This is a genomic window from Bifidobacterium sp. W8103 (assembly GCF_016100775.1).
GTDB classification, from domain to species: Bacteria; Actinomycetota; Actinomycetes; order Actinomycetales; family Bifidobacteriaceae; genus Bombiscardovia; species Bombiscardovia choladohabitans.
The window spans coordinates 495,222-521,081 of the sequence record NZ_JACFRV010000001.1; the positions used below are offsets into that span (position 1 = coordinate 495,222).

Genomic DNA, 25,860 nt, shown 5'->3' on the forward strand with positions numbered 1-25,860 from the left:
AAAACCCAGACCAGCGTCCCGACATGCGCGGACCGTAGAAGTTCAACGATCCGTATGAAAATGGCGGACGATTCACGGAGGAACCGTCCGCCATCGGGTCACCTCACATGATTCTTGATGTGACCGTGATCATCAGGCCCGGGCGGCGTTGTTGCGCCGATTGCGGGCATAGAGGGCACCACCCATGATCAGGGCACCAACAACCAGCAGCAGCAGGATGCCACGACCACCAGTCAGAGGCAAAGCCAATGGGGAATCACCATCAGTGGTCTTATAGTGGGCCAGATACTTGGAGACTGCCACATTGTTGAACATCATCTTCGTGTCGGCACCAATCTCACCTACTGGGGCGTTGAAGTTGCCAAAGTTCAGAGCATCGTAGTTCGGTTGCAAAGTAGCGTTACGACCGTACTTCTGTACGATGCCTTCCTCGGTCATACCTACATCCCCATAAGTTACTGTTCCGAAGGGGATGCCGGGGTTACGCCAGTCCTGTGGGGTCTTAGTCTCAACCAACATCCAGCTTGTATTTTGGACAGTCTTGTCAGCTGCCTTGTTTTCTCCTGTTCCGAAGATAGGCAGGGCGGCAAAGACGACCAGACCTTTCTTGTTGGCCGTTGCCTTGTAAACCTGAACATTGTCAGGAACGGTATCCTTCGAGCCGTAGAACTTACCATCTGAAGCCAGGTACTTGTCCGTGGAATCAGCGTCCTTAACCAAACGATATTCCGTCTCAGGCAACGCAGGGTAACCCAGCTTCTTGCTCCCCACAGAACCAAAAGCTAATGCTGCATTGGTAACGTTTGTATGAGAGGGCACAGGATCCAGGTTATTGCCGTCAGAATCCTTGTTATCGATAAAGTCAGATGCCGCATCGTTAACTACACCACCGGTACCTGTAGAATCACCATTGCCGGTGACCAAAGCGTCATAGGTGACCTCAAGTTCCATCACAGAGGTTTTAACTTCCTTCACTTTTGCAACACCACCGGTGGTGAAGAAGTTGAATACCCAGTAAGTCACATCATCCGAAGGCGCATCTGCAAACATCTTCTTAGTTGTATCGTTCAGCGCAGCGGGATTTGCATTAGCAGTTAAATCCTGAGTGTAGTCATCAGTTATTGCCAAATCTACTACTTTATTACCATCGCTATCCCGAATGTCTGCCTTGATGGTGGCTGGATCGCCCTTCAGCGAACTAGACATACGATCAGCAAGCCTTACATCTTTCCCTTGACCCTTCAATTCCTTGACATCGAGCTTTCCGTCGTTGCTAGCAGAACCATTACCTTCATTGTAAATCTTTTGAGACAGCTTATAGGTGACTGTATCACCAGCGGTCGCAGTGGTTTGATCCTTGACATTCCCGTCAGCACCCTTCACACTTTGCACTGTCTTGGCGAAAGATTGAGCGTTGACGTTCTTTGGATACAGGTGCAGGTGATAGATGAAACCGCGAGTCTGGTTTGCATCCGTTCCATTAGTTGCATAAGGCAGACCAAAGAATGAGTTGACGGCAGTCTTATACTTGGACATATCAATTCCGTGTGGATTCGAGGGATCGAAAGCAGGAGAACCAGCTGTATTCTCATTCATAACATAGTAATGATTGGGACCTGTGGGGAAAGTCAGCTTTGTGCTAGTTGGCTTTCCACTTGCGTCACCTTGGTACCAATCGCTGATGACACCTTGACCGTCCGTCACACCTGCATATACTGTAGTATTCTTAGGTGTAAACGAAGTTGGGTCATTAGCATTGATATCAGCCAGACTCTTGCCGTCTGCCGGCTGTACTTCCCTCACGTTAAACAGAATGTCTTTGGCAGGAGCCAGATCGTGATTTGAGTTCAGATGAACAGCATCATTGGCTGAGCCAGTAGGTGCATAGCCGTCATTCAGTGACAGATACTTGGTGACAGTTAACTGAGGCACCTTGGCAGTGTCCAAATCGCCTGCTACGAAGTCATCTTCAGCGGCAAATCCATAGGCGTCAGCGGCCGAAGCCTGGGTGGCTGGCAAAACGACCATGCCCGCCAGGAGCGTCGCTCCGGCAACCGCCAAGCCTAAAAGCTTAGGGAGCCTAATCCCTTCATTATCTCGTTGCATGTGCATGCACGCATTCCCTTCTTTGTTAATAGGCACAGGATGGCCAGGCACATCTTCGCCTCCCCAACCGATCACTTCCCCGACTCAGGGGGGTGGGCAATATGTCAACTTTGGGACATGCCACTGTTCCCATTGCCTAATCATCACTGTACCGACAAAGTAGGGACAACGCAAACCGACAAGCCGAATGTCAAAGGCCCCACCACATGTGTTGTGGCAGGGCCTTGCAATCTGTCCTAAGACAGGCAATCAGTGCCGGTTGTCCAGCCGGTGGTAGAGCTCTGCTGCACGCAGATCGGCCTCAAAACGGCGCGGTTCGGTGTTCTCGTCGATGACGGCGAGCTCCACGCCGGCCATCCGGGCGAAGTCCTCCCAGGCCTCGCGACCAACGGTGGTGGTCATGCAGGTATGGTGGGCCGCCCCGGCGCGCAGCCAGCACTCAGCCGAGACCTTGAGCGAGGGCCGGGGCTTCCAGAGGGCACGTGCCACAGGCAGCTTGGCCAGGGACCCGCCGGGCTCGACCACATCCACCACGTTCATGACCAGGCGGAAGCGTTCGCGTACATCCGCCAGGGAGACGACCACGGCATCGGTGCAGGGAGTGGCCGTGAAGACCAGACGCACCGGGTCTTCCCTGTCGCCGATGGACAGGGGGTGGATCTCGAGGCGGGGCCGTCCCTCGGTCAGCAGCGTGGGCGAGACCTCCAGCATGTGGGCGCCCATGATCTCCTCATGGCCGGGCACGAAGTTATAGGAATAGTCCTCCATAAGCGAGCAGCCGCCCTTGAGCCCGTAGCCCATGACGTTACCGATCCGGATCAGAACCGAGGTCTTCCAGTCGCCCTCTGCCGAGAATCCGTACCCGTCGGCCATCAACCGCTGGGCTCCCACGCCGGGCAGCTGACGCAGGGCTCCCAGATCCTGGAAGTTGTCCACGGCGGCGGTAGCACCCACCTCTTCCATCATGGCCCGCATGCCGAGCTCCTCGCGAGCGGCCACCACCAGGGAGTCGTACCGGGAGTCCAGAAGTTCGGGAGCCACCTCATAGCTGCGCTTGTAGTCCTCGATCAAATCCTTGACCTGATCGTCGGTGACGGCGTTCACATGGTCCACCAGCTCGTTGACCGGCCAGGTGTTGACGGAGACGCCGAAGACCCTCTCAGCCTCGGTCTTGTCGCCCTCGGTGACAGCGACGTCGCGCATGTTGTCGCCCCAGCGGCAGACCTTCATGTTGTTGGCGGCATCCCAGCCTGCGCATGCACGCGCCCAGACACCAATCTTGTCGGCAACCTCGGGGTCGGTGTAGTGGCCGACCACAATCTTGCGCGGGATTCCCAGCCTGGTCAGGATGTAGCCGAACTCACGATCGCCATGGGCCGACTGGTTCAGATTCATGAAGTCCATGTCGATGGTGTCCCAGGGGATCTCCACATGGTGCTGCGTGTTCAGCTGCAGGAGCGGTTTGCGCAGCTTCTCCAGACCCCTGATCCACATCTTGGCCGGGCTGAAGGTGTGCATCCAGGCCACCACGCCGATGCAGGCCGGGTTCGACGAGGCATCGACCATGAAGTTCAGGATGGAATCCGAATCCTTCAGCGTGGGCTTCAGGACCAGCTTGACCGGGATCCGACCCGAATCATTGAGGGACTTGGCGATGTCCGCAGCCTGGACACCCACCTGGCGCAGGGTCTCCTCGCCGTAGAGGTCCTGCGAACCAACGGCGAACCAGAGTTCCTTGCCCTCGAAGGGATTTTTCATGCTCATACTTCTTGCTCCTTTGCTTATGTTTCCAGCTCAGTGCTGGCCGTAGACGTGCTGGTACCGGTCGTTGAGCTTGGCTATGTCGGCCGGATCGATGGGCTTGGGCGTGCCGATCTGCTCAGCTGCCCAGACCGTATGGGCCACCTCCTCGGTCATGGCAGCCGCCTTGACCGCTGCCTCGGCATCGGCTCCCACGGTGAAGGGCCCATGGTTGCGCATGAGCACGGCCGGGCAGCCGGGGTGATCCTTGAGGGTGTCAACCACGCCCTTGCCGATGGCCTCGGAGCCGATCAGCTCGAAGGGACCCACCGGCACGGGGCCGCCGAACTCGTCGCCCATCATGGTCAGCACACAGGGAATGTCCCTGCCTGTGGCCGCCCAGGCGGTGGCATAGGTGGAATGGGTGTGGACCACGCCATAGACATCGGGCATGTGCCGGTAGATATAGGCGTGGGACAACGTGTCCGAAGAAGGAGCCTCGGTACCATCCACCACATTGCCGTCCAGATCGGTGACCACCATGGATCCCGGGGTCAGGTGCTCATAGCGCACCCCCGAGGGCTTGATGACCATCAGATCGGCAGAGCGCAAACGCTGCGAGACATTGCCCGCCGTCCAGACCACCAGATTCCACCTGGTCAGCTGCGCATGCAGGGTGGCCACCTGCTCGCGCACCAGTTTCACCTCGTCGCGCACCTCGGGCGAATAATCAGCCAAGGACACCATCAGCAACTCCTTTTCCCGGCCCGATCCCGCTAATCCGGCCGTTTGACGTTTTCAGCTCCGGCCTCATCCCTGCAGGGGAATGGTCTTCACGGCCGCCTGCTCGATGGGCAGGCCCTTGGTGAAGCGGTCGAAGAAGGTTCTGAAGCCCTTCACATCAGCCGGATCCGGCTGCTCGGTTGTGGACTGGACGCCCGCAAAGACATTGGCATCCAGGTAGTCGGCCAGGGTCTGGTCGGCATGGCCCAGATAGTCGGCCAGGACGGCCATGCCCCAGGCGCCCCCCTCCACAGCGGTGGACATGACCTTGATGGGTGCGTTGAAGGCGGCGGCCAGGATCCGCTGGGCCACCTTGGGGGTGGCGAAGATGCCGCCGTGACCGACCATGGTGTCCACCTGGACATGCTCCTGACGGGTCATCACGTCCATGCCGATGGTGACCGGCGAGAAGGCCGAGAAGAGCTGGGCGCGCATGAAGTTGGCCAGGGTCATCCGTCCCTCGGGGCCGCGCGCAAAGACAGGACGACCCTCCTCCAGACCAGCCAGGAACTCCCCGGAATAGAAGCAGTAGTTGATCAGTCCGCCGGCATCCTTGTCTCCCAGAAGGGCCTGGTTGAACAGGGTGGCGTAAAGCGCATTCCCTTTCAGGTCCAGACCGGCGGCCTTGGCGAAGTCCCCGAACAGCCCGACCCAGGCGTTCAGGTCCGAAGTGAAGTTGTTGGCATGGCTCATGCCGGCCGGATCCCCAGCCGGTGTGGTGACCGGATCCACCTCGGGGTGGAAGTCACGCAGGGGATGCTCCAGAACCACCATGGCGAAGATGGAAGTGCCCGCAGACACGTTGCCGGTTCGGGGTCGAACCGCGTTGGTCGCCACCATGCCGGTTCCCGCGTCGCCCTCGGGCGGGGCCATGGGCACGCTGGGCTGCAAATGACCACTGGGATCCAGCAGGGCGGCACCTTCTGCGGTCAGCGCCCCGGCATCGCTGCCGGCGGTCAACGGCTCAGGCAGCAGGTCGTGGATGTCCCAGGGCTGAGCCTGAACCTGCGGCAGTCGGGAGAAGATGTCCAGCAGGCCCTGGTCGAATTCCTTGCGGGTGGAGTCGATGGGGAACATGCCCGAGGCATCGCCGATGCCAATGACCTTGCGGCCGGAGAGCCTCCAGTGCATGTAGCCGGCCAGAGTGGTGATGTAGGCCACCCTGGGCACATGCTCTTCGCCGTTCAGAATGGCCTGGTAGAGGTGGGCGATGGACCAGCGCTCGGGAATATTGATCCTGAAGGCCTGAGACAGATCCTCGTGGGCCTGGCGGGTGTTGGTGTTGCGCCAGGTGCGGAAGGGCACCAGCAGCTGACCATCCTTGTCGAAGGCCAGGTAGCCGTGCATCATGGCCGAGATCCCCATGGCGCCGATTTTGGTCAGCGTTACCCCGTACCGGCGACGGACGTCCTCGGCCATGGCCGCATAGGCCGCCTGCAGACCCTGGTGGATCTGGTCCATGGAGTAGGTCCACAGGCCGTCCTCCAGCCGGTTCTCCCACTCGACGTCCCCGGTGGCCAGCGTCCGGTAGTCATGGTCGATCAGCACAGCCTTGATGCGGGTGGAGCCGAATTCGATGCCCAGACTGGTCGCACCCTCCTGTAGTTCGCTTACGATGACGCCTTGTTCGCCAACAGCCATGTCCGCTCCTTTGCCTGATATGTTAACGCTCACATAGTCTGATTACGATTGTATCCGAGACCAGAGCATCAGGCAAGCCCGCTGGACGCGAGCCGACGGTGGTCAGATGCGCTTGACGGCGTAGCCCAGGGACCGACGCTGAATCACATCCGCCTGGATCAGCCCCACACCATGATGGGTGACGGGGAAGTCCACCGGCTGCCCCTGATGCAGCAGGGCCAGGACCTGCCGCATGGTGGCCACACCCAGATCCTCAAAGCGGGGACGGACCGTGGCCAGCGGCGGAAACATGTTGTCTACAGTGGGTACGTCGTCGAAGCCCACCAGACTGATGTCACTGGGAATGCGGATGCCGTGCTCCTGCAGGGACCGGGCAACGCCCACGGCCTGGTTGTCGTTGGCGGTGACCACGGCTGAGGGCAAGGAGGTGCCGCTCATGCCCCGCTGATCGATCAGGTGGTTCATCAGCGTGTAGGACTCCCCCGCCTCCCAGCTGCGGGCGTGGACCACGGCCGTTCGTATGCGACAGCGAGCGCAGGCCACCTTCCAGGAAGCCAGTCGAGTGGAGGCGTCCCGCCACTGTGCAGGACCGGCCATATAGAGCACCCGCCTATGGCCCCGGGAGACCAGCAGCCGGGCCAGCCGCTGCACGGCGCCCCACTGGTCGATTCCGGTCAGGGCTATCCGTCCATCACCCCGTCGGCGGCTCAGGGCCTCTTCGACGCTGGTGATGCCATGCGTGGAGGTGACGATGACCCTGGGCTGGCTGACTTCGACCTGGCAGGCGGCCTGGAACATGGTGTCGGTTGGCGTCAGAAAAATGAAGGCATCCACATTCTGCTCCAGGAAGGTGCCGCAGAGCTCCTGGAATCCGGCAAGGGTACAAGCTGACTCGTCCACCATCATGACCGACATGAACAGACCATGGGAACGGGCCACGGTCTCGATGGCCGTAATCGATGAGACAGGCCCGAAGAGGCTGACGCCGCCAGCCACCAGTCCGATGGTCCGGCTGCGGCTGGATGCCAGGGCACGCGCGGAATTGCTGGGTCGGTAGCCCAGCTTCCTGATGGCCTGCTGGACCTTGATCCGGGTGGCCGGGGAAACGTCCTTGGAATTGTTGATGACCCTGGACACAGTCTGGTGGGAGACCCCGGCCAGCCGGGCAACCTCGAACATGGAGGGGCGCTTGGACCGTGACCTGCCCCCGTTGCCTGCGGGCATGTGACCTTCTTCCGATAGCCGTGTCGACCGTTCCGATATTAGCCCCTGCCGGGACCGGACGAGGGCAGATGCCAGCTGACCCGGTGCAGACGGCTGGGTCCCAGACGGCGAATGGCCTCCAGGTGCGCAGGTGACCCATAGCCCTTGTTGTGCTCCCACTGGTATGGGGCCAGGGCGGGATCGGAGGCGGCCAACCGGACCATGAGCCGGTCACGGGTGACCTTGGCGATGACCGCTGCGCAGGCCACACTGGCACAGTGGGCGTCGCCCTTGACCTGGGTGGACACCTTGGGCAGAACCGGAAGGTCGGGGGCGTCAAAACTGTCGGCGGCCGGGGTGATGTAGTCATGGGGGCCGTCAAGGATGGCGGCCAGGCGGCGGTCAGGCCCCAGGTCCATCCCATGCTCCAAATCAGCCAATGCACGCAGGGCGGCGATGCCCAGGGCATGGACGATGCCCCACTGGTCGATCTCATGGTTGGAGCAGGCCCCCACCGCCCAGCCGGCAGCCCAGTCCTCCAGGTCACGGTACATGGCCAGCCGGCGCGCAGGGGTCAGCATCTTGGAATCAGCCACCCCGTCGGGGACCTTCAAATGGGGCAGGTCAGCGGACCGGACCGCCACCACGCCGACCATGACCGGACCCGCCAGGGCTCCACGACCGACCTCATCCAGGCCCAGCACGTACTCAGCTCCGTGGTCAGCCAAGGCGGCCTCGTTGGCCAGGGTCGGCAGAATCCGCCTCACAGCCGGTTCAGTCCTGCGTCGGCTCGGGCACAGCGTCGAAAACCTTGTGCTGGTTGTTGAGCAGCTTCCAACTGCCTACCGGATAATAGGTCAGCAACGCGGTGCCCTTGATGTTGTCCATGGGGACCAGGCCGTTGTGGCCGTCGTCCTTGTGCAGGCGGGAATCGGCGGAATTGGAGCGGTTGTCGCCCATGACGAAGACGTACCCAGGGTCCACCTTGACCTTGAAGGCAAAGGCGCTGGGCTCCACTCCTGGGCGCAGGTAGGGGCTCTCATCCAGGGGGACGCCATTGACAGTGACCGGGGCGCCATGACCCTTGCAGGCCACCGTGTCGCCCGGCATGCCGATCAGGCGTTTGACCAGGTGACTGCCACGGAAGCTGGGTTTGGACTCCTCACCTAGCCAGTTGGCAGGGTCGGTGAAAACCACCACATCCCCTCGGCGGGGGGGCACCATGGATCTGGTCAGCCGGTGAGTGGTCAGGATTCTGTCCCCGATGCCAAGGGTGTTCTCCATGGAGCCGGAGGGGATGACGTAGATGCTGAACAAAAATATGCGCAGGACGGCAACGACGGCCAAGAGGGCGACCAGCTCGAACAGAAACTCGGGCAGGAAACCGCGCTCGCCCAGACGCGGGTGGCTGCTCTTGGTGGAGCCGCGTCCACCGGGACGGTCAAAGGCATGACGGGGCGGCACCGGGGCTGAGGTGGCCTGTCTGCCGTCCGGGTACCAGAGTCCCGACGAGGTCGCTTCCTCATCCCGAAAGGCCATATCCACTCCTTGTCATCCGCCGGAACCCTGACACAAACAGGTTCCGCATGCCTCATAGCGTACACACCCAAGCATGGAAAAACCCGGGAGAATTGCATCCCGGGTGTTAGCGGCCAGGCCTGGGCTGGGTCGCCCTTGTCGAAACCTACTTGTTGGACTCGGCCTTGTTGTCGCGACGCTCGACGATGCGGGCGGCCTTGCCGTGCAGACCACGCAGGTAGTAGAGCTTGGCGCGGCGGACACGACCGTGGCGCAGCACCTTGATGGAGTCAATCTGCGGGGAGTGCAGAGGGAAGCGGCGCTCGACACCCACGCCGAAGCTGACCTTACGCACCAGGATGGTCTCGCGCACGCCGGAGCCCTGACGGGCGATCACCACGCCCGTGAAAGCCTGGATACGGGAGTTGTTGCCCTCGGTGATGTTGACGTTGACCTCAACGGTATCGCCGGGGCGGAAGTCGGGGATCTGCTCCGCAGGCTTCATGTGGCTGGCGTCGAATTCCTGAATCGCGTTCATGCTGTTCCTCCATGGCCGCCGCACATCGACCCATGACATGGACCGCAACCATCAAAGGATGCAATCCTGGACGGAACCCGACGGTCTGCCGTCGGGGGTGCCGATCCGCCGGAGCATCCGGCTGGACCTGAAAGGAAGGGAGCCCATGCGGCAGCTACCCTTCCGGCAAACAACTGTCCAATAATATACCACGAGCCGGACCTGCAAGGGCCCGGCCGGACATCAGCGGCGGTGGGCCCTGTAGAAGGCGATCAGGGACTTGGTGGACTGGTCCTGCCCGGCCAGCGCCTGGTCATCCCGGGAGATGGCCGGGGTGATTTCGCGGGCCAGCTTCTTACCCAGCTCAACACCCCACTGGTCAAAGGAATCAATGCCCCAGACCGTGCCCTCGGTCAGCGTGATGTGCTCATAGAGGGCGATCAGCTCGCCCAGGGCGGCCGGGGTCAGCGCATCACCGAAGATGGAAGTGGTGGGCCGGTTGCCGGTGAAGACCCGGGCAGGGACGATGGCCTCCGGAGTGCCCTCGGCTCGGACCTCGTCGGCGGTCTTACCGAAGGCCAATGCCTTGGTCTGCGCCAGGAAGTTGGCCAGGAAGAGCTCGTGCACGTCCTGGTCGCCGTCCTTGGCCGGGTTGGGAGTGTTGGCGAAGGCGATGAAGTCGGCAGGGATCAGACGGGTGCCCTGGTGGATCAGCTGGTAGAAGGCGTGCTGGCCGTTGGTGCCGGGCTCCCCCCAGAAGATTTCGCCGGTCAGGCTGGTCACCGGGGTGCCGTCCCAGCGCACGGACTTGCCGTTGGACTCCATGGTCAGCTGCTGCAGGTAGGCCGGGAAGCGGTGCAGATACTGGTCATAGGGCAGCACGGCGTGCGAGTGGGCGCCGAAGAAGTTGACATACCAGACGTTGAGCAGACCCATCAGGGCCACCACGTTCCGATCCAGAGGGGTGGCGCGGAAGTAGCGGTCGACAGTGTTGAAGCCCTTGAGGAACTCTTCGAAGCGCTCGGGCCCGATGGTGATGGCCAGGGAGGTACCCACGGCGGAATCCACCGAGTACCGGCCGCCGACCCAGTTCCAGAAGCCGAAGACGTTGTCGGGATCGATGCCGAAGTCGCGCACCTTGTCCAGGGCGGTCGAGACGGCGATGAAGTGCCGGCGGATGGCCTCGGCCGACAGGTCCTCGCCGTCCTTGGACAGCAGTCCACGCTCCCCCAGGCTCTTCAGGAGCCAGGCGCGGGCCTGGCGGGCATTGGTCAGGGTCTCCAGGGTGGTGAAGGTCTTGGAGACGATGATGAAGAGCGTGGTCTCCGGATCCAGATCGCGCGTCTTCTCGGCCAAATCGTTGGGGTCGATGTTGGAGATGTAGCGGGCGCTGATGCCGGCATCCGCATAAGGCTTGAGAGCCTCATAGGCCATGACCGGGCCAAGGTCGGAGCCGCCGATGCCGATGTTGACCACAGTGGTGATCCGCTTGCCGGTCAGACCGGTCCAGCTGCCCGAACGGACCTGGTCGGCAAAGGCGTAGATGCGCTTGAGTGTGTCGCGGACGTCACCCACCACATCCTGGCCGTCCACCATCAGCCGGCCGCGGTCCTCCTCCGGGCGGCGCAGCGCTGTATGCAGGACGGCCCTGTCTTCGGTGTTGTTGATGTGCTCGCCGTTGAACATGGCCTCGATCCGCTCCTCAAGGCCGACCTCGCGGCCCAGCTGGGCCAGCAGGGACAGGGTCTCGGGCTGAATCAGGTTCTTGGACAGGTCAATATAGAGATCACCCAGCTCGAAGCTGAGCTTTTCGGTGCGCTGGGGGTCCTTGGCGAACCATGCGCGCAGATCGATCCCCTGGCGCTGCATGTCGTCGAAGTGCTGGTGCAAGGCCGCCCAGGCCTTGGTGCTGGTAGCGTCCACTGGAGGATTGATGGCCATGGTTGTTCGGGTCCTTTCATGAGGTGATGCCCGGTCTGACGAGCACCCGGTTCTGTAACCCAAACTACTCACAAAAGCAGACAGAAGACAACAAAATCGGTCAATCTTCTTAACCGATCCGGATTGCTCTCAGAGTATGTCGTCACAGCCGTACTGGGCCAGCTTGGCCACCATGTCCTTGACTTCCTGACTGCGGGCCCGGGGGGCCACCAGGAGCGCGTCGGGAGTGTCGACGACAATCATGTCATCCACACCGAGAAGGGCGACCGTGCGTTCGGAGCCTGGCACGACCATGTCTCCAGCGGAATCCAGATACATGACCCGGTCGGCATCCCCAAGAATCTTGATGTTGCGCCTGTTGGAGGACGGCAGCAGACCCGCCACTGAATTGAAGTCGCCGATGTCATCCCAATCGAAACCCCCGGGAACAACCGCCACGCCGCCGGCCGCCGATAGGGGCTCGGCCACGGCATAGTCAAAGGCAATCTTCTCGATGCCCGGCCAATGCTCCTCCATAGCCTGGCTACGGGCCTGCCCGCCCTGATCCCAGACCTGGGCGATGGCCATGACGGCGGCGTGGAGCTCCGGCTTGTAACGACGAAGGCAGTCCAGGAGCACCTGCGCCTGCATGACGAACATGCCGGCATTCCAGCGATACTCTCCTGTGGACAGGTAGGCCTGTGCCGTGGAGGCATCCGGTTTCTCGACGAATTCGCTGACCAGGCGGGCATCAGGGGCACCGGGAATGCGATCGGCCAGGGAGGGGCCTTGGTGGATGTAGCCGAAAGCTGTTGAGGGACGGGATGCTGCGATACCGATGGTGGTCACATAACCGGCTCGGGCCGCTGCCACCGCCTGCCCCACTGAGGCCGCGAATGCCTTGTCGTCTCGTATGACGTGGTCGGCGGCGAAGGAGCCCACGATGATTTCCCCGCCGTGCCGCTGTGCCAGCACAGCAGTAGCCAGGGCAATGGCCGCCGTGGAATCGCGAGGAACAGGCTCGGCGAAGAGCGCGTCCTCAGCCAGATCAGGAAGCTGCTGACGCACCTGGTCCACATGCCGCTGGCCAGTGGAGACGACCACATGGTCGGCCCCGCAGATGCCGGACAGCCGGTCAAAGGTGCCCTGGATCATTGTTCTGCCTGATCCCAACAGATCGTAGAGGAACTTGGGCCGGTCCTGGCGGCTCAATGGCCAGAGCCGGGTACCCACGCCACCGGCCGGAATGACGGCATAGAAATCATCGAGATCCATGCCCTCCATTGTGTCAAGAAGCTTGTACACCCTTGGCCCGAAGCTCAAGGCGTTTTTATCGCGCGCATCCAGTATGATGTAGCATGTTGTCTTCTTCCGGCAGGTCCGGACGGGAGGCGAAGGCCACTTTAGCTCAGTTGGCAGAGCGTCTCACTCGTAATGAGAAGGTCGACAGTTCGATTCTGTCAAGTGGCTCTTCCACCAGTTGCCCTTTCAACGGCAGGGCATATCGTACGCGCGAGTGGCGTAATGGTAGCCGCGCAGGATTTAGGTTCCTGTGTCTTCGGACGTGTGGGTTCGAGTCCCATCTCGCGCACGGGAATTAAGAACAGGGCCTGCAAGAACAGGCCCTGTCTGATGCTTCCCGGCTCAGTGGCGGCTTTCCTGCCTGTTCCTCAGGCAGGCCACGAAGCCGACCAGGCCCAACGCCATAAGCGACAGGATCCTGAGCACCGAAAGCGGCCATCCGCCGGTCAGCGGCAAAGCCGAGTTGGAAGGACGGAACTCCAGCTCATGCGACACCGGGGCCGACTGGTTTCCGCCCTGGAACCCGCCTTGCGCATCAGGACCCTCGGCATCGTCGGAAAGCACCTGAGCAGTAAACTCACCCTGGTTGACACCCTCAGGCGGAGTCGCCTGCCATGAACCCTGGTCCCCCACAATGACATCGGTGCTGCTGCTATTGCCATTGCCGGGCCAGGTTATATGGACCACGGTCCCCTTGGTCTCCGGAACCTTCGTATCCCCGTCCACATATTTATAGGCTTTCCCTGCCACCTGGAAGACGTCGTACCGCTCCAAGGCCAGCGTGGTGGGCGTCATGTCGACCTTCCGCTCGATGGACGCCGAGCCCGAACGGATGTTCATCGGGTTGATCATCTCAACCTGGAAGGTATAGGTCTGCGTCTCGTCGCTGCCGTTGTAGCCAGCGAACTTGTCAGCAGGAATATCCAGCGACCAGGACCAGGTGGAATCCGCCGTTTTGGTCAAGCCCAGCATAAGACCTGTCGCGGAATCCGCGACGGAAGACACAGTGCTGACCGCCGCATCCCTCTGGAAGGTGTTGGCCGAGGTGGTCACCAGGGGCGTCCAGTCCGAGTCAGCATTCTGCTTCATGGAAACAGCCATCCTGGAATCCGTCATCCCCAGCCCTCCCGAGGACCAGGCCGTATACACAGGCGACACCTCACCCTTGAATGTGACCACCGAATCCGCAGGGAGACTCCCATTTACCGTGTGGGGCACGGTGACCGAGAACTTGCTCGCATCCGGGACGTTCTCGCCTGAGACGAAATAAGCCGTGCCGATATTCGAGAAGAAGGAGGTCAGGCCGAACCCGGAGATAGACTCAGTTACCCAGGCATGATAACGTCTGTAGCCGCTGTACTTGTTGCCCGGATCCGGGGACGGATACAGCTTGTTCGTGTCGTGTATCCGCCAGGAACCCCCCTGCTTGCTACCGGTGTCGACCTCGCATGCGGTTTCGCCCAACCTGAATCCCCATGTGTCCGAGCTTTTCACCAGGTCATCGCCATTCGTGCCCTGCCCCTCCGCAATAGGATTATTGGGATCCTCGCCGTAGAGAACGACCTTGTTGGGACGCGCAGGATCCTTGGAGGGCGTACACTCACCGCTGATTACCGGATCAAGCTTGGTCGTATACACGCTCCCAGAAGCATCCAAACCGGCATCCGCGTCATTCTCGATCTTGGTGATCGTAGGATCATCGGGGCGAGGCACATCATACTTATAGAAGGCACTGTTGATTGTCCAGCCCGCAGAAATATTCGTATCCTTCTCCACGGCGGACATACCATCGTTTATCCCTACAAGACCAGCGCTCTTGGGGTCGTACACTTCAGGACTTACGGTGCAAGCGCTGCCATCCCGGTTCGTGGTGACAGGCCAGGTGACCATCTTGAAATAGCCATCAAGATCCTGCTTCTCCTTGGCCACCTTGAAATCAATCCCGCCATCATCCTTCTGAGCAGGCATGGGATTGCCATCCTTGTCAGTGGCAAACAGCACGTTGGGGTTGTCGAGATATTGAGGATCCTTTGGACTCACGTTGAAAGCGGAATACTTACTGACTTGGGCCGCCTTGCTGGTCGTGGTAGTCGCCGTATTGGGAGACGGCTGCTGGCCTGTCACCAGGACCGGCTCGGGGGTCAGCTCATTGACCGGCACCCACTCGCTATCCTTCAGAGCCACCCACTGGTAATAATACGAATTGGTCTCAGAACAGATGCCATCAGGATTGTCATTTGTACTGCCACGCGGATTCAGCCAGTATACGAAGAAAGACCGTGCCGGTGCTGTGCCCGGAGCAGTACCGGCGATTGGCCCAGTAACATTGCTCTTATAATCAGGAAAACCGTAATCCGTCACCATGCCCCAATTAGCCTGATTGTTTTGGTAGAGATTTGGATTGTAGTCCCAACCGACCCAGGAATACGGGCCACTGCACTTCATATCCTCTTTGCTGTCCAAGCAGTAACCCATATACACTTTCATCTGTTTATCCTGGGACATGCTCGCTGTGATATTTGAATATCTATCCTGAGCCTGTAAATCACTCATGGAAGCCGGATCGAAATTTGTGCAGTTATTGGTTGTCCAGGACCAGGAAGAATTGCCGCAGGACAGGGCGGTATTCTGGTCACCAACGATGGCAAAGACATTCAAGGGCTCGGGGTGACCGCCAACCGCAAATTTTGCGGGATCTGGAGACTTATCCTTAATGTTCATATCACCCTCAATGGATATGGTCAGGTAGTCATACAAACCAGAATTGATGATCTTGTGAACGGTGAAGAACTCATCCTGATTCCTGGCCCAGGCTAGGGCGCCATCATAAGCGTTGGCATTTTTATTGCTGTCTACGTAATCGTCCGGGGTAATAGTGTTCATATACCGCACGCGTCTGTAATAGTCAGGATTTTCAGAACCAACAAACTGATATATGAAAGACAAATTGCATTGTGACGGATTTTTGGTATCAGTCCCACCAACACCGACGCAATCCGGTTTAAATTCATTGTGCTTTACGCGCAGTATGAAGTCCATGCGCAGCTCATCCTGGTAGGCATCGATCCTGTCGTTGAAGGCCATCATCCTATAGAGCTTCGGTGTTCTACTGGCTGTTTCGTCCTGTCCATCGACGGCATTGGCCCGATTGGCCGAAAGGGCGCTCAGCCCCAACGGAACAACCATAGCCAGAGTCGCCAGAAGGGTTACCAGAACGGCGATGATCGAACGGCTGACATGCTGCGGACCCTTGACGCTCCGTTCCTGTAATCGCTTCAATACAATACCCCCAAAATCAAGATACAATCATGCTTTAAAATGGCTAGACTTTGCTCTTTTAATCTGTCCCCAATTGCTTCGACTCTATCATAGAGATAAAAAAATAGCATCTTCGCTTTTTCCATACATGCTCCACGAGCACTGGAATTGCAACCATTAGCCGGGATTCCGATAGGGTGTGTCACGACCGGTATTGCGCAACAGTTTATGGTCTTCATCTGGCTGGTCTGGGTTGGAGGTGGAGGCCACTTTGTCATGGAAAGGTCGACAGTTCGTTTCTGTCAAGCGACTCTTCCACCAGTGGGCTTCAGACGTATGGGCACGAGTCCAATCTCATTCACAGGAAACACAAGCAGGGCCTGCCCTCACCCCCAAATTCCTTGGAGATGAGCACAGACCCTGCCTTATGCCCGACGGAGAATCAGTATCGGCTCTCCTGCCTGTTCCTCAGGCAGGCCACAAAGCCGGCCAGACCCAGTATCAGCATCAACAGGATCTTGAGCACGGAAAGCGGCCATCCTCCAGCGAAGGGTAGGGCAGAATTAGACGGCCGGAATTCCAGCTCATGCGACACCGCAGCTGACTCGTTTCCTCCCTTGAAGTTGCCACTTTGAGGATCAATGCTTTCGGCATCATCGGAGGCAACCTGAGCGGTGAATCGCCCCTGATTGATGCCCTCAGGAGGAGTCGCCTGCCATGAACCCTGATCCCCCACGGCGACATCGGTGCTGCTATTGCCGGGCCAGGTTATATGGACCATGGTGCCTTTGGTCTCAGGAACCCTAGTGTTGCCGTTGACATACTTATAGGCCTTGCCCGCCACTTGGAAGACATCGTACCGCTGCAAGGCCAGAGTAGTTGGCGTCATGTCGACCGTCCGGTTGATGGAAGCCGGATCCGAAGGGACATTCAGAGGGTTGATCATCTTGACCTGGAAGGTATACTTCTCTGTCTCGTCATCACCGTTGTAGCCGGTGAACCTGTCAGCGGGTATGTTCAAGGTCCAGGACCAGGTGGAAGCCGTCGTCTTGACAATATTAAGCACAGAGCCCGATGTGGGGTTCGTGGCGGAAGACTTGGTGCCGACTGCTGCATCCCTCTGGAAGGTATTGGCCGGAGTGGTCAGCAAGGGCGTCCAATCCGAAGCAGTGTTCTGCTTCATGGAAACGGCCATCTTGGAATCAGTCATCCCCAGCCCTCCCGAGGACCAGGCTGTATATATAGGTGAAACAGTCCCCTTGACAGTGACGACCGAGTTCGCCGGCAGAATACCGTTTTTCGTATGGGGGACTGTGACAGAGAGCTTGCCGTCCGGAGCATTTTCGTTGGAGACGAAATAGGCTGTGCCTATATTCGAGAAGAAGGAGGTCAAGCCGAACCCGGAGGCGGACTCAGTCACCCAGGCATGATAGCGCCTGTAACCGTTGTACTTGTTGCCGGGATCCGGCGACGGATACTGTTTATTGGTGTCCTGTATCTGCCAGGAGCCTCCCTGCTTGCTCTTGGGATCGACCTTGCATACGGTCTCTCCCAGCTTGAACCCCCAGGAGTCCGAGCTTTTCACCAGATCGTCACTGCTCTTGCTCTGCCCCTCTTTGAAGGGATTGCCGGGATCCTCTCCGAACAAGGTAACCGTGTTGGGATGTGTGTCATCTTTGGAGGGAGTGCACTCACCGCTGACCACCGGATCAAGCTTGCCAGTATAGACGCTTCCTGAGGTATTCAATGAGCCATCGGTGTCATTCTGAATGTTGGTGATGGTCGGATCATCGGGACGAGGCACATCATACTTATAGAAGGCGGTATCGATGGTCCATCCTGCAGTCAGGTTCTCATCTTTCTTCGCGTCAGACATGCCATCATCGATGCCCGCGAGGCCCTTGCGCATTGGGTTGTATACTTCGGGATTGACGTTGCAGTTGTTGTCGGTGCCGGTGTCATTCAGGTTCTTGGTCACAGGCCAGGTAACCAGCTTGAAATAGCCGTCCAGACCCTGGTCTTCCTTGGCCTTCTTGAAGTCAATGGAGCCATCAGCATTCTGAGCGGGCATAGGCTGGCCGTTCTTGTCCGTGGCAAACATCTCATTGGGATTACTCGGTTTTTTAGGCAAATTGAACGCCGCATTATCGTCGACTATTCCTTGGGTCCAATAAGTGGATGTCAGTGTGTTCGGGCTTGGCTTCTGACCCTCCACCAAGATCGGCTCAGGAGTCAGATCATCGACAGGCACCCATTGGGTGTTGTTTTTGAGACCTACCCATTGATAGTAATATGAGGTGGTCTCGGAGCAAATACCCTTGCCGATATTGCCTCCACGAGGGTTTTCCCAGTACACGAAGAAAGAGCGGGCCGGTGCCACCCCTGGTTGAGTACCGTTGACATTTCCAACAATGTTTCCATTATCAACGTCAGAATAGGCGGGAAAGCCATAATCGGTCACCATGCCCCAGTTAGCTTGATTCCCACCGTAGAGCTTCGGCTGGTCATCCCATCCGATCCAAGAGTATGGCCCGCTGCATTGAAGATTAGCATCCGAGCCTAGGCAGTCCCCCATATACAGCTTGAAGTTCTTGCCGTTCGCCGTTAAAGATTCGGTAATATTCGACACCCTGTCCGGCGTATTAATCATGGTTTTAGAATCGAAACTGCCACACTCATCAACTCCGGAATTCCAATTCCACGGAGAACCGGGGCTACCACACGACAGCGCTCCCTGCTGTTGGCCAACGACCGCGAAGACATTTAAGGGCTCGCTTGTACCACCAGCTTTATAGTATGAAGAATCTGAGGAACTATCCCTGAGGTTCAAATCGCCTTCAAGGGAAATGGCAAGGTAGTCATATAAACCAGAATTTATTATCTTATGTACTGTGAAGTATTCTTCTCTATTTTGCGCCCACTTGTAGGCTCCAGACCAAGGCTTACTCGTAGACGATGCTGAAGCTATAGTGTTCAAATACTTTATCCTGCGATACCAGGTTTTATTCTGCGAACCCCAGAACGGATATACAAAGGATAAATTACAAGTGCCCTGGGTATCAGCACCGTTGGTAGCATTGGCGCAATTAGGATTGAAATCGTTGTGCCTCACACGCAAGATGAAATCCATGCGCAGCTCATCCTGCCAGGAATCAATCTTGTCGTTGTAACCAAGCATCTTATAGAGCAGCGGCTTCCTGCTAGCTGTCTCGCCTTGACCAGCGATGGCATTGGCTTGGTTTGCCGACAGAGCGCTGAGCCCGAGCGGAACAACCATGGCCAGGGTCGCCAGAAGGGTTATCAAAAGAGCAACTATGGGGCGATCCACATGCCGTGGACCCTTATTGCCCTGTTCTTGCAATCGGTTCAACACGTTACCCCCACACCTCAATGCAACCATCTCCAGAATCAGATGGACTGCACGCTTGATTGGTCCCCGGTGCAGGCCACGAAACCCTAGAGCACAAGTGCTACATCCTCATTTATGGCATCTTCTCTTCCCCTTACATGCTTTAAGAGTACCGAGGCTGAAAGCGTGATCTGGGATTCAGATAGGGTGTTTCGCGGCCGTCCACCATCTTGACTAAGGACTGTCTGCATGGGTAATGAGGTCGGTTGGGCAACGGCAGGACCCCACCCATCCTCTCAACTCCGTGGGGTGGGGGGACCTGTCTTATGTCCTGGTTCAGTGCCGGCTTTCCTGCTTGTTCCTCAGACAAGCCACAAAGCCAGCCAGGCCCAGGGCCATCAGCAGCATGATCTTGAGCACCGAAAGCGGCCATCCGCCGGTCAGAGGCAAAGCCGAGTTGGAAGGCCGGAACTCCAGCGTGTGCGACACCGGGGCCGACTGATTCCCGCCCTGGAACCTGCCTTGGGCATCAGGGCCCTCGGCATCATCGGAATGCACCTGAGCAGAGAACTGCCCCTGGTTGATCCCCTCAGGCGGAGTCGCCTGCCACGAACCTTCGTCCCCCACAACGACATCCGTGCCGCTGCCGCCGGGCCAGGCTATATGCACCATAGTCCCCTTGGCCTCGGGAACCTTCGTATCCCCGTCCACATACTTGTAGGCTTTCCCTGCCACCTGGAAGACGTCGTACCGTTCCAGGACCAGCGTGGTGGGTGTCATGTCGACCTTCCGCTCGATGGACGCCGGGGCCGAACGGATGTTCACCGGATTGACCATTTCAACGCGGAAATCATACATCTGTGTCTCGTCACTGCCGTTGTAACCGCTGAATTTGTCAGCAGGGATGTTCAGCGTCCAGGACCAGGTGGAAGCTGCTATCTTGGTCAAGCTAAGCGTGAGGCCCGTCGTGGAATCCGAGACGGAAGAAGGGGTGCCGGCCGCCGCGTCCCGTAGGAAGGTGTTGGCCGGAGTAGTAGCCAAGGCCGTCCAGTCCGAGGCGGTCTTCTGCTTCATCGAAACAGCCATCCTTGAATCCGTCATCCCTAGTGCTCCCGAGGACCAGGCAGTATATACAGGCGACACCTCACCCTTGAACACGACGACCGAGTCCTCCGGCAGGCTCCCGTTGACCGTATGGGGCACCGTGACCGAGAACTTGCTGGCATCTGGCACGTTCTCCCCCGAGACGAAATAGGCCGTCCCAACGTTCGAGAAGAAGGAGGTCAAGCCGAATCCGGAGATAGACTCGATCACCCAGGCATGATAACGTCTGTAGCCGCTGTACTTGTTGCCCGGATCCGGGGACGGATACAGCTTGTTCGTGTCGTGTATCCGCCAGGAACCCCCCTGCTTGCTACCGGTGTCGACCTTGCACTCAACTTCACCCAACCAGAACCCCCACGTGTCCGCGGCTTTCACCAGGTCATCGCCATTCGCGCCCTGCCCCTCCGCAATCGGATTATTGGGATCCTCGCCGTAGAGAACGACCTTGTTGGGACGCGCAGGATCCTTAGAAGGCGTGCACTCACCACTGATCACCGGATCAAGCTTCGACGTATACACACTCCCCGAAGCATCCAAAGCACTGTCGGCGTCATTTTCGATCTTGGTGATCGTCGGATCATCGGGACGAGGCACATCATACTTATAGAAGGCACTGTTAATCGTCCAGCCCGCTGAAATATTTCGTTCTATATCCGAGCTGTTCATGCCGTCACGTATCCCGACGAGGCCCTTTTGATCAGGGTTGTACACTTCAGGGCTGACGGTACAAGCGCTGCCATCCCGATTGGTGGTAACAGGCCAGGTGACCATCTTGAAGTAACCGTCAAGATCCTGCTTCTCCTTGGCCTCCTTGAAATCAATCCCGCCGTCAGCCTTCTGAGCAGGCATAGGCTGGCCATCCTTGTCAGTGGCAAACATCTCATTGGGATTATCCGGCTGTTTGGGCAAGTTGAAAGCCGAATACTTACTGACTTGGGCCGCCTTGCTGGTCGTGGTAGTCGCCGTATTGGGAGACGGCTGCTGGCCGGTCACCAGGACCGGCTCGGGGGTCAGCTCATCAACAGGCACCCACTCGCTATCCTTCAGAGCCACCCACTGGTAATAATACGAATTGGTCTCAGAACATATGCCATCAGGGTTAGCTTTGGTACTGCCACGCACATTGAGCCAGTACACGAAGAACGACCGCGCCGGAGCTGTGCCCGGAGCAGTGCCGGCAATGGCCCCAGTAGCATTACTCTTGTAGTCAGGGAAACCATAATCCGTCACCATGCCCCAGTTGGCCTGATTGTTTCCATAGAGATTTGGGTTGCTGTCCCAACCAACCCAGGAATACGGGCCGCTGCACTGAAGATCAGCACCCGTGCCCAGGCATTCTTGCATATACAGGGTGAAGTTCTTGCCGTTGGCCGTCAAGGCTGAAGTAATGTTGGATACCCTATCCGGCGCATTGATCATGGTGTCAGGTACAAAATTGCGACAATTATCGATTCCGGTGCTCCAGCTCCATGGACTACCGGGACGAAGGCAGGATAGGGCGTCGTCCTGTTTACCAACAACCGCGTAGATATTCACCGGCTCGCTGGCCCCACCAGGCTGATAATATGATGCATCGGCAGAATTCTTAAGCGCCAGATCACCCTCGATGGAAATGGTCAGATAGTCATATAAACCGGAGTTGATTATCGTGTGCACAGTGAAGTACTCATCTTGGTTTTGTGCCCACTTGTAGGCTCCGGACCAGGGCTGATCCGAGGATGACGCTGAAGCTATGGTGTTCAGATACTTTATCCTGCGATAAAAGGAAGTGTCATCTGAACCCTTGTACTGATAGACAAAGGCCAAATTGCAATTGCCCTTGGTATCGGCACCCTTGGTACCATCGGCGCAAGAGGGATCAAACTCCTTGTGTTTCACCCGCAGGATGAAGTCCATGCGCAGCTCATCCTGGTAGGAATCAAGCTTGTTGTTGTAGCCCAACATCCTATAGAGCAGCGGCTTCCTGCTGGCCGTCTCGTCCTGTCCATCGATGGCGTTGGCTTGGTTGGCCGAAAGAGCGCTCAGCCCCAGCGGAACAACCATAGCCAACGTCACCAGAAGGGTTACCAGAACGGCGATGATCGGACGGCTCACACCTTGTGAACCCTTAGCGCTCCGTTCTTGCAAACGCTTCAATACAATACCCCCCAGATCACAATGAAATCATGCTCCAGACCAGATAGAACAGATCAACTCTGCTTTTGACTTACCCCCAATTAAGGCAACTGCGCATAGAGCACAACAATGCGTCTAAATTTTTCTTTGCCTTTTCAAGGCTACAGAAATGAAGGGTGAAATCTGGGATTCAAGTCGGGTGTTTTGCGGCCGTTCAAGTTCTTGACCCCGACAGGCCCAGCACCCAGCTGGCGAGAAGCAATATGTTGTCTTCTTTCAGGCTGGTCCGGATTGGGGCGGATGCTGCTTTGGCAACGGCAACAGCATGGGGATTTTTTAAAAAGCAGGACCTGCCCTCATCTGCCAAATTGCTTGCAGGTGGGGACAGGCCCTGCCTTATGCTGCCGGGGTCAGTGGCGGCTTTCCTGCTTGTTCCTCAGGCAGGCCACAAAGCCGACCAGGCCCAACGCCATAAGCGACAGGATCCTGAGCACCGAAAGCGGCCATCCGCCGGTCAGCGGCAAAGCCGAGTTGGAAGGACGGAACTCCAACGCATGCGACACCGAAGCCGACTGATTGCCGCCCTGGAACCCGCCCTTGGGGTCAGCGCTCTCGGCATCATCGGAAAGCACCTGAGCAGTGAACTCCCCCTGATTGACGCCCTCAGGAGGAACCGCCTGCCACAAGCCCTGATCACCAACAGTCACATCCGTGCCAGTATTGTCAGGCCAAGTCACATGCACCACGGTCCCCTTGGTCTCGGGGACCTTCGTGTCCCCGTCCACATACTTGTAGGCTTTGCCAGCCACCTGGAAGACGTCGTACCGCTCCAAGGTCAGCGTGGTGGGCGTCATGTCGACCTTCCGCTCGATGGACGCCGGGCCCGAACGAATGTTCATCGGGTTGATCATCTCAACCTGAAAGTCATACATCTGAGTCTCATCGCCGCCGTTGTAACCGCTGAATTTGTCGGCAGGGATGTTCAGCGACCACGACCAATTGGAATCCGCCGTCTTGGTCAAGCTAAGCGTGAGGCCCGTCGTGGAATCCGTGACAGCTGACGGAGTATTGACCGCCGCATCCCTCTGGAAAGTGTTGGCCGGAGTAGTCAGCAGGCTGGTCCAGTCCGAGGCGGTGTTCTGCTTCATGGAAATGGCCATCTTCGAATCGGTCATCCCCAGCTTCCCCGACGACCAGGCCGTATACACAGGAGATGCCACACCCTTGAACGTGACCGCCGAACCCGCCGGCAGGCTCCCGTTGACCGTATGGGGCACCGTGACCGAGAACTTGCTGGCATCTGGCACGTTCTCCCCCGAGACGAAATAGGCCGTCCCGACATTCGAGAAGAAGGAGGTCAAGCCGAACCCAGAGGTTGTTTCAATCTCCCAGGCATGATAACGCCTGTAGCCGTCATACTTGTTGCCTGGATCCGGCGAAGGATACTGCTTGTTGGTGTCCTGTATCTGCCAGGACCCTCCCTGCTTGCTCTTGGGATCGACCTTGCACTCAACTTCACCAAGCTTGAACCCCCACGTGTCCGCGGTCTTCACCAGGTCCCCGCCGTTCTGGCTCTGCCCGTCACTGATGGGATTGGCGGGATCCTCCCCATAGAGAACAACCTTGTTGGGATGCGCGGCACCCTTGGAGGGCGTGCACTCACCACTGATCACCGGATCAAGCTTCGAGGTATACACGCTCCCCGAAGCATCCAAGCTGCCATCTGCATCATTCTCGATGTTGGTGATCGTCGGATCCTTAGGGCGAGGCACATCATACTTGTAAAAAGCACTATTAATCGTCCAACCAGCAGACAGGTTTCGTTCTATATCCGAGCTGTTCATGCCGTCACGTATCCCGACGAGGCCCTTTTGATCAGGGTTGTACACTTCAGGGCTGACGGTACAAGCGCTGCCATCCCGGTTCGTGGTGACAGGCCAGGTGACCATCTTGAAGTAACCGTCAAGACCCTGCTTTGCCTTGGCCTCCTTGAAATTAATGGAGCCGTCAGCCTTCTGAGCAGGCATAGGCTGGCCATCCTTGTCAGTGGCAAACATCTCATTAGGATTATCCGGCTGTTTGGGCAAGTTGAAAGCCGAATACCTACTAGCTTGGACTTCCGCGCCTACCGTGGTAGTCAACGAATTGGGAGACGGCTGCTGGCCGGTCACCAGGACCGGCTCGGGGGTCAGCTCATCAACAGGCACCCACTGGCCATCCTTCAGAGCCACCCACTGGTAATAATACGAATTGGTCTCAGAACATATGCCATCAGGGTTATAGATAGTGCTGCCACGCACATTCAGCCAGTACGCGAAGAAAGAGCGGGGCGGAGCTACGCCCGGATCAGAACCCGGCATTTTCCCAAGAGTAAGGCTATTGTAATCAGGAAAACCGTAGTCGGTCACCATGCCCCAGTTGGACTGACTGCCTCCATAAAGTAAGGGATTGCCATCCCAGCCAACCCAGGAATACGGGCCGCTGCACTGAAGATCAGCACCCGTGCCCAGGCATGTCTGCATATACAGGGTGAAGTTCTTGCCATCTGCCGTTAAAGTTGAGGTAATGTTGGATACCCTGTCCGGCGCATTAATCATGGTGTCAGGGTTAAAAGTGGCACAGTCATTGATTCCTGCGACCCAATTCCATGAACTACCAGGAACAAGGCAGGATAGCGTCCCTTTCTGCTGTCCAACAACCGCATAGATATTCACCGGCTCGTTGGCCCCACCAGGCTGATAATATGATGCATCGGCAGAATTCTTAAGCGCCAGATCACCCTCAATGGAAATGGTCAGATAATCATATAAACCGGAATTGATTATCGTGTGCACGGTGAAGTACTCATCACGGTTTTGTGCCCACTTGTAGGCTCCGGACCAGGGCTGATCCGAGGATGACGCTGAAGCTATGGTGTTCAGATACTTTATCCTGCGATAATATGCTGGATATTCTGAGCCCTTGTACTGATAGGCAAAGGCCAAATTGCAATTGCCCTTGGTATCGGCACCACCGGTACTATTGGCGCAAGAGGGATCAAACTCCTTGTGTTTTACCCGCAGGATGAAGTCCATTCGCAGCTCATCCTGGTAGGAATCAAGCTTGTTGTTGTAGCCCAACATCCTATAGAGCAGCGGCTTCCTGCTGGCCGTCTCATCCTGTCCATCAATGGCATTGGCCTGACCAGCCGAAAGCGCGCTCAGCCCCAGCGGAACAACCATGGCCAGTGTCGCCAGAAGGGTTACCAGAACGACGATAATCGGACGGCTCACGTGCTGTGAACCCTTGTTGTTCTGTTCTTGCA

General features: G+C 57.9%; 14 protein-coding genes and 2 tRNA genes. 2 read left to right on the forward strand and 14 right to left on the reverse strand.

All coding sequences use genetic code 11. The features are described from left to right. Positions 1-132 precede the first annotated feature (132 nt). The 10 genes from H3U90_RS01860 to H3U90_RS01905 form a co-directional block, all read right to left on the reverse strand. Positions 133-2,112: an LPXTG cell wall anchor domain-containing protein gene (locus H3U90_RS01860; protein ID WP_198176821.1), complete on the reverse strand. Its 1,980-nt coding sequence runs from the start codon at positions 2,110-2,112 to the stop codon at positions 133-135. Between the two features lie 243 nt (positions 2,113-2,355). Then, complete coding sequence (araA, locus tag H3U90_RS01865; protein ID WP_154313154.1) at positions 2,356-3,870, reverse strand: L-arabinose isomerase; 1,515 nt, start codon at positions 3,868-3,870, stop codon at positions 2,356-2,358. A gap of 30 nt (positions 3,871-3,900) precedes the next feature. Continuing rightward, positions 3,901-4,593, reverse strand: coding sequence for an L-ribulose-5-phosphate 4-epimerase (locus H3U90_RS01870; RefSeq protein ID WP_154313155.1), 693 nt, complete (start codon positions 4,591-4,593; stop codon positions 3,901-3,903). Positions 4,594-4,656: 63 nt separating this feature from the next. Next, on the reverse strand, positions 4,657-6,270 hold the full coding sequence (locus H3U90_RS01875) for a xylulokinase (RefSeq protein ID WP_198176822.1): 1,614 nt from the start codon (positions 6,268-6,270) through the stop codon (positions 4,657-4,659). A 102-nt stretch (positions 6,271-6,372) separates the two neighbouring features. Beyond that, entirely contained in the window at positions 6,373-7,494 is a 1,122-nt protein-coding gene (locus H3U90_RS01880) for a LacI family DNA-binding transcriptional regulator (RefSeq protein WP_232340519.1), read from the reverse strand. A 38-nt stretch (positions 7,495-7,532) separates the two neighbouring features. After that, positions 7,533-8,240 carry a ribonuclease HII gene (locus H3U90_RS01885; protein ID WP_198176823.1) on the reverse strand — a complete coding sequence of 236 codons (708 nt, stop codon included), beginning with the start codon at positions 8,238-8,240 and terminating at the stop codon, positions 7,533-7,535. Between the two features lie 7 nt (positions 8,241-8,247). After that, positions 8,248-9,012, reverse strand: a complete 765-nt coding sequence (lepB, locus tag H3U90_RS01890; RefSeq protein ID WP_198176824.1) for a signal peptidase I — start codon at positions 9,010-9,012, stop codon at positions 8,248-8,250. Between the two features lie 145 nt (positions 9,013-9,157). After that, complete coding sequence (rplS, locus tag H3U90_RS01895) at positions 9,158-9,529, reverse strand: 50S ribosomal protein L19 (RefSeq protein ID WP_024627419.1); 372 nt, start codon at positions 9,527-9,529, stop codon at positions 9,158-9,160. A 222-nt stretch (positions 9,530-9,751) separates the two neighbouring features. Further along, a complete protein-coding gene (gene pgi, locus H3U90_RS01900; RefSeq protein ID WP_198176825.1) occupies positions 9,752-11,449 on the reverse strand; it encodes a glucose-6-phosphate isomerase in 1,698 nt (565 codons plus the stop codon). Positions 11,450-11,578: 129 nt separating this feature from the next. Then, positions 11,579-12,703 carry a mannose-1-phosphate guanylyltransferase gene (locus H3U90_RS01905; RefSeq protein WP_198176826.1) on the reverse strand — a complete coding sequence of 375 codons (1,125 nt, stop codon included), beginning with the start codon at positions 12,701-12,703 and terminating at the stop codon, positions 11,579-11,581. A gap of 122 nt (positions 12,704-12,825) precedes the next feature. On the opposite strand from H3U90_RS01905, the gene H3U90_RS01910 reads away from it, so the two are divergent. Beyond that, positions 12,826-12,898: transfer RNA gene (locus tag H3U90_RS01910), tRNA-Thr, on the forward strand. Positions 12,899-12,938: 40 nt separating this feature from the next. Then, positions 12,939-13,019 (forward strand) — tRNA-Leu (locus H3U90_RS01915). 53 nt (positions 13,020-13,072) lie between these two features. On the opposite strand, the gene H3U90_RS08265 is transcribed toward H3U90_RS01915, so the two are convergent. The 4 genes from H3U90_RS08265 to H3U90_RS01935 form a co-directional block, all read right to left on the reverse strand. Then, on the reverse strand, positions 13,073-14,914 hold the full coding sequence (locus H3U90_RS08265) for a hypothetical protein (RefSeq protein WP_232341291.1): 1,842 nt from the start codon (positions 14,912-14,914) through the stop codon (positions 13,073-13,075). 1,516 nt (positions 14,915-16,430) lie between these two features. Continuing rightward, positions 16,431-19,361 (reverse strand): hypothetical protein, encoded by a 2,931-nt coding sequence (locus H3U90_RS01925; RefSeq protein ID WP_332460571.1) that lies wholly within the window; start codon positions 19,359-19,361, stop codon positions 16,431-16,433. Positions 19,362-19,673: 312 nt separating this feature from the next. Beyond that, entirely contained in the window at positions 19,674-22,535 is a 2,862-nt protein-coding gene (locus H3U90_RS01930; RefSeq protein WP_332460572.1) for a hypothetical protein, read from the reverse strand. 431 nt (positions 22,536-22,966) lie between these two features. Beyond that, entirely contained in the window at positions 22,967-25,828 is a 2,862-nt protein-coding gene (locus H3U90_RS01935; protein WP_332460573.1) for a hypothetical protein, read from the reverse strand. Positions 25,829-25,860: the final 32 nt, after the last annotated feature.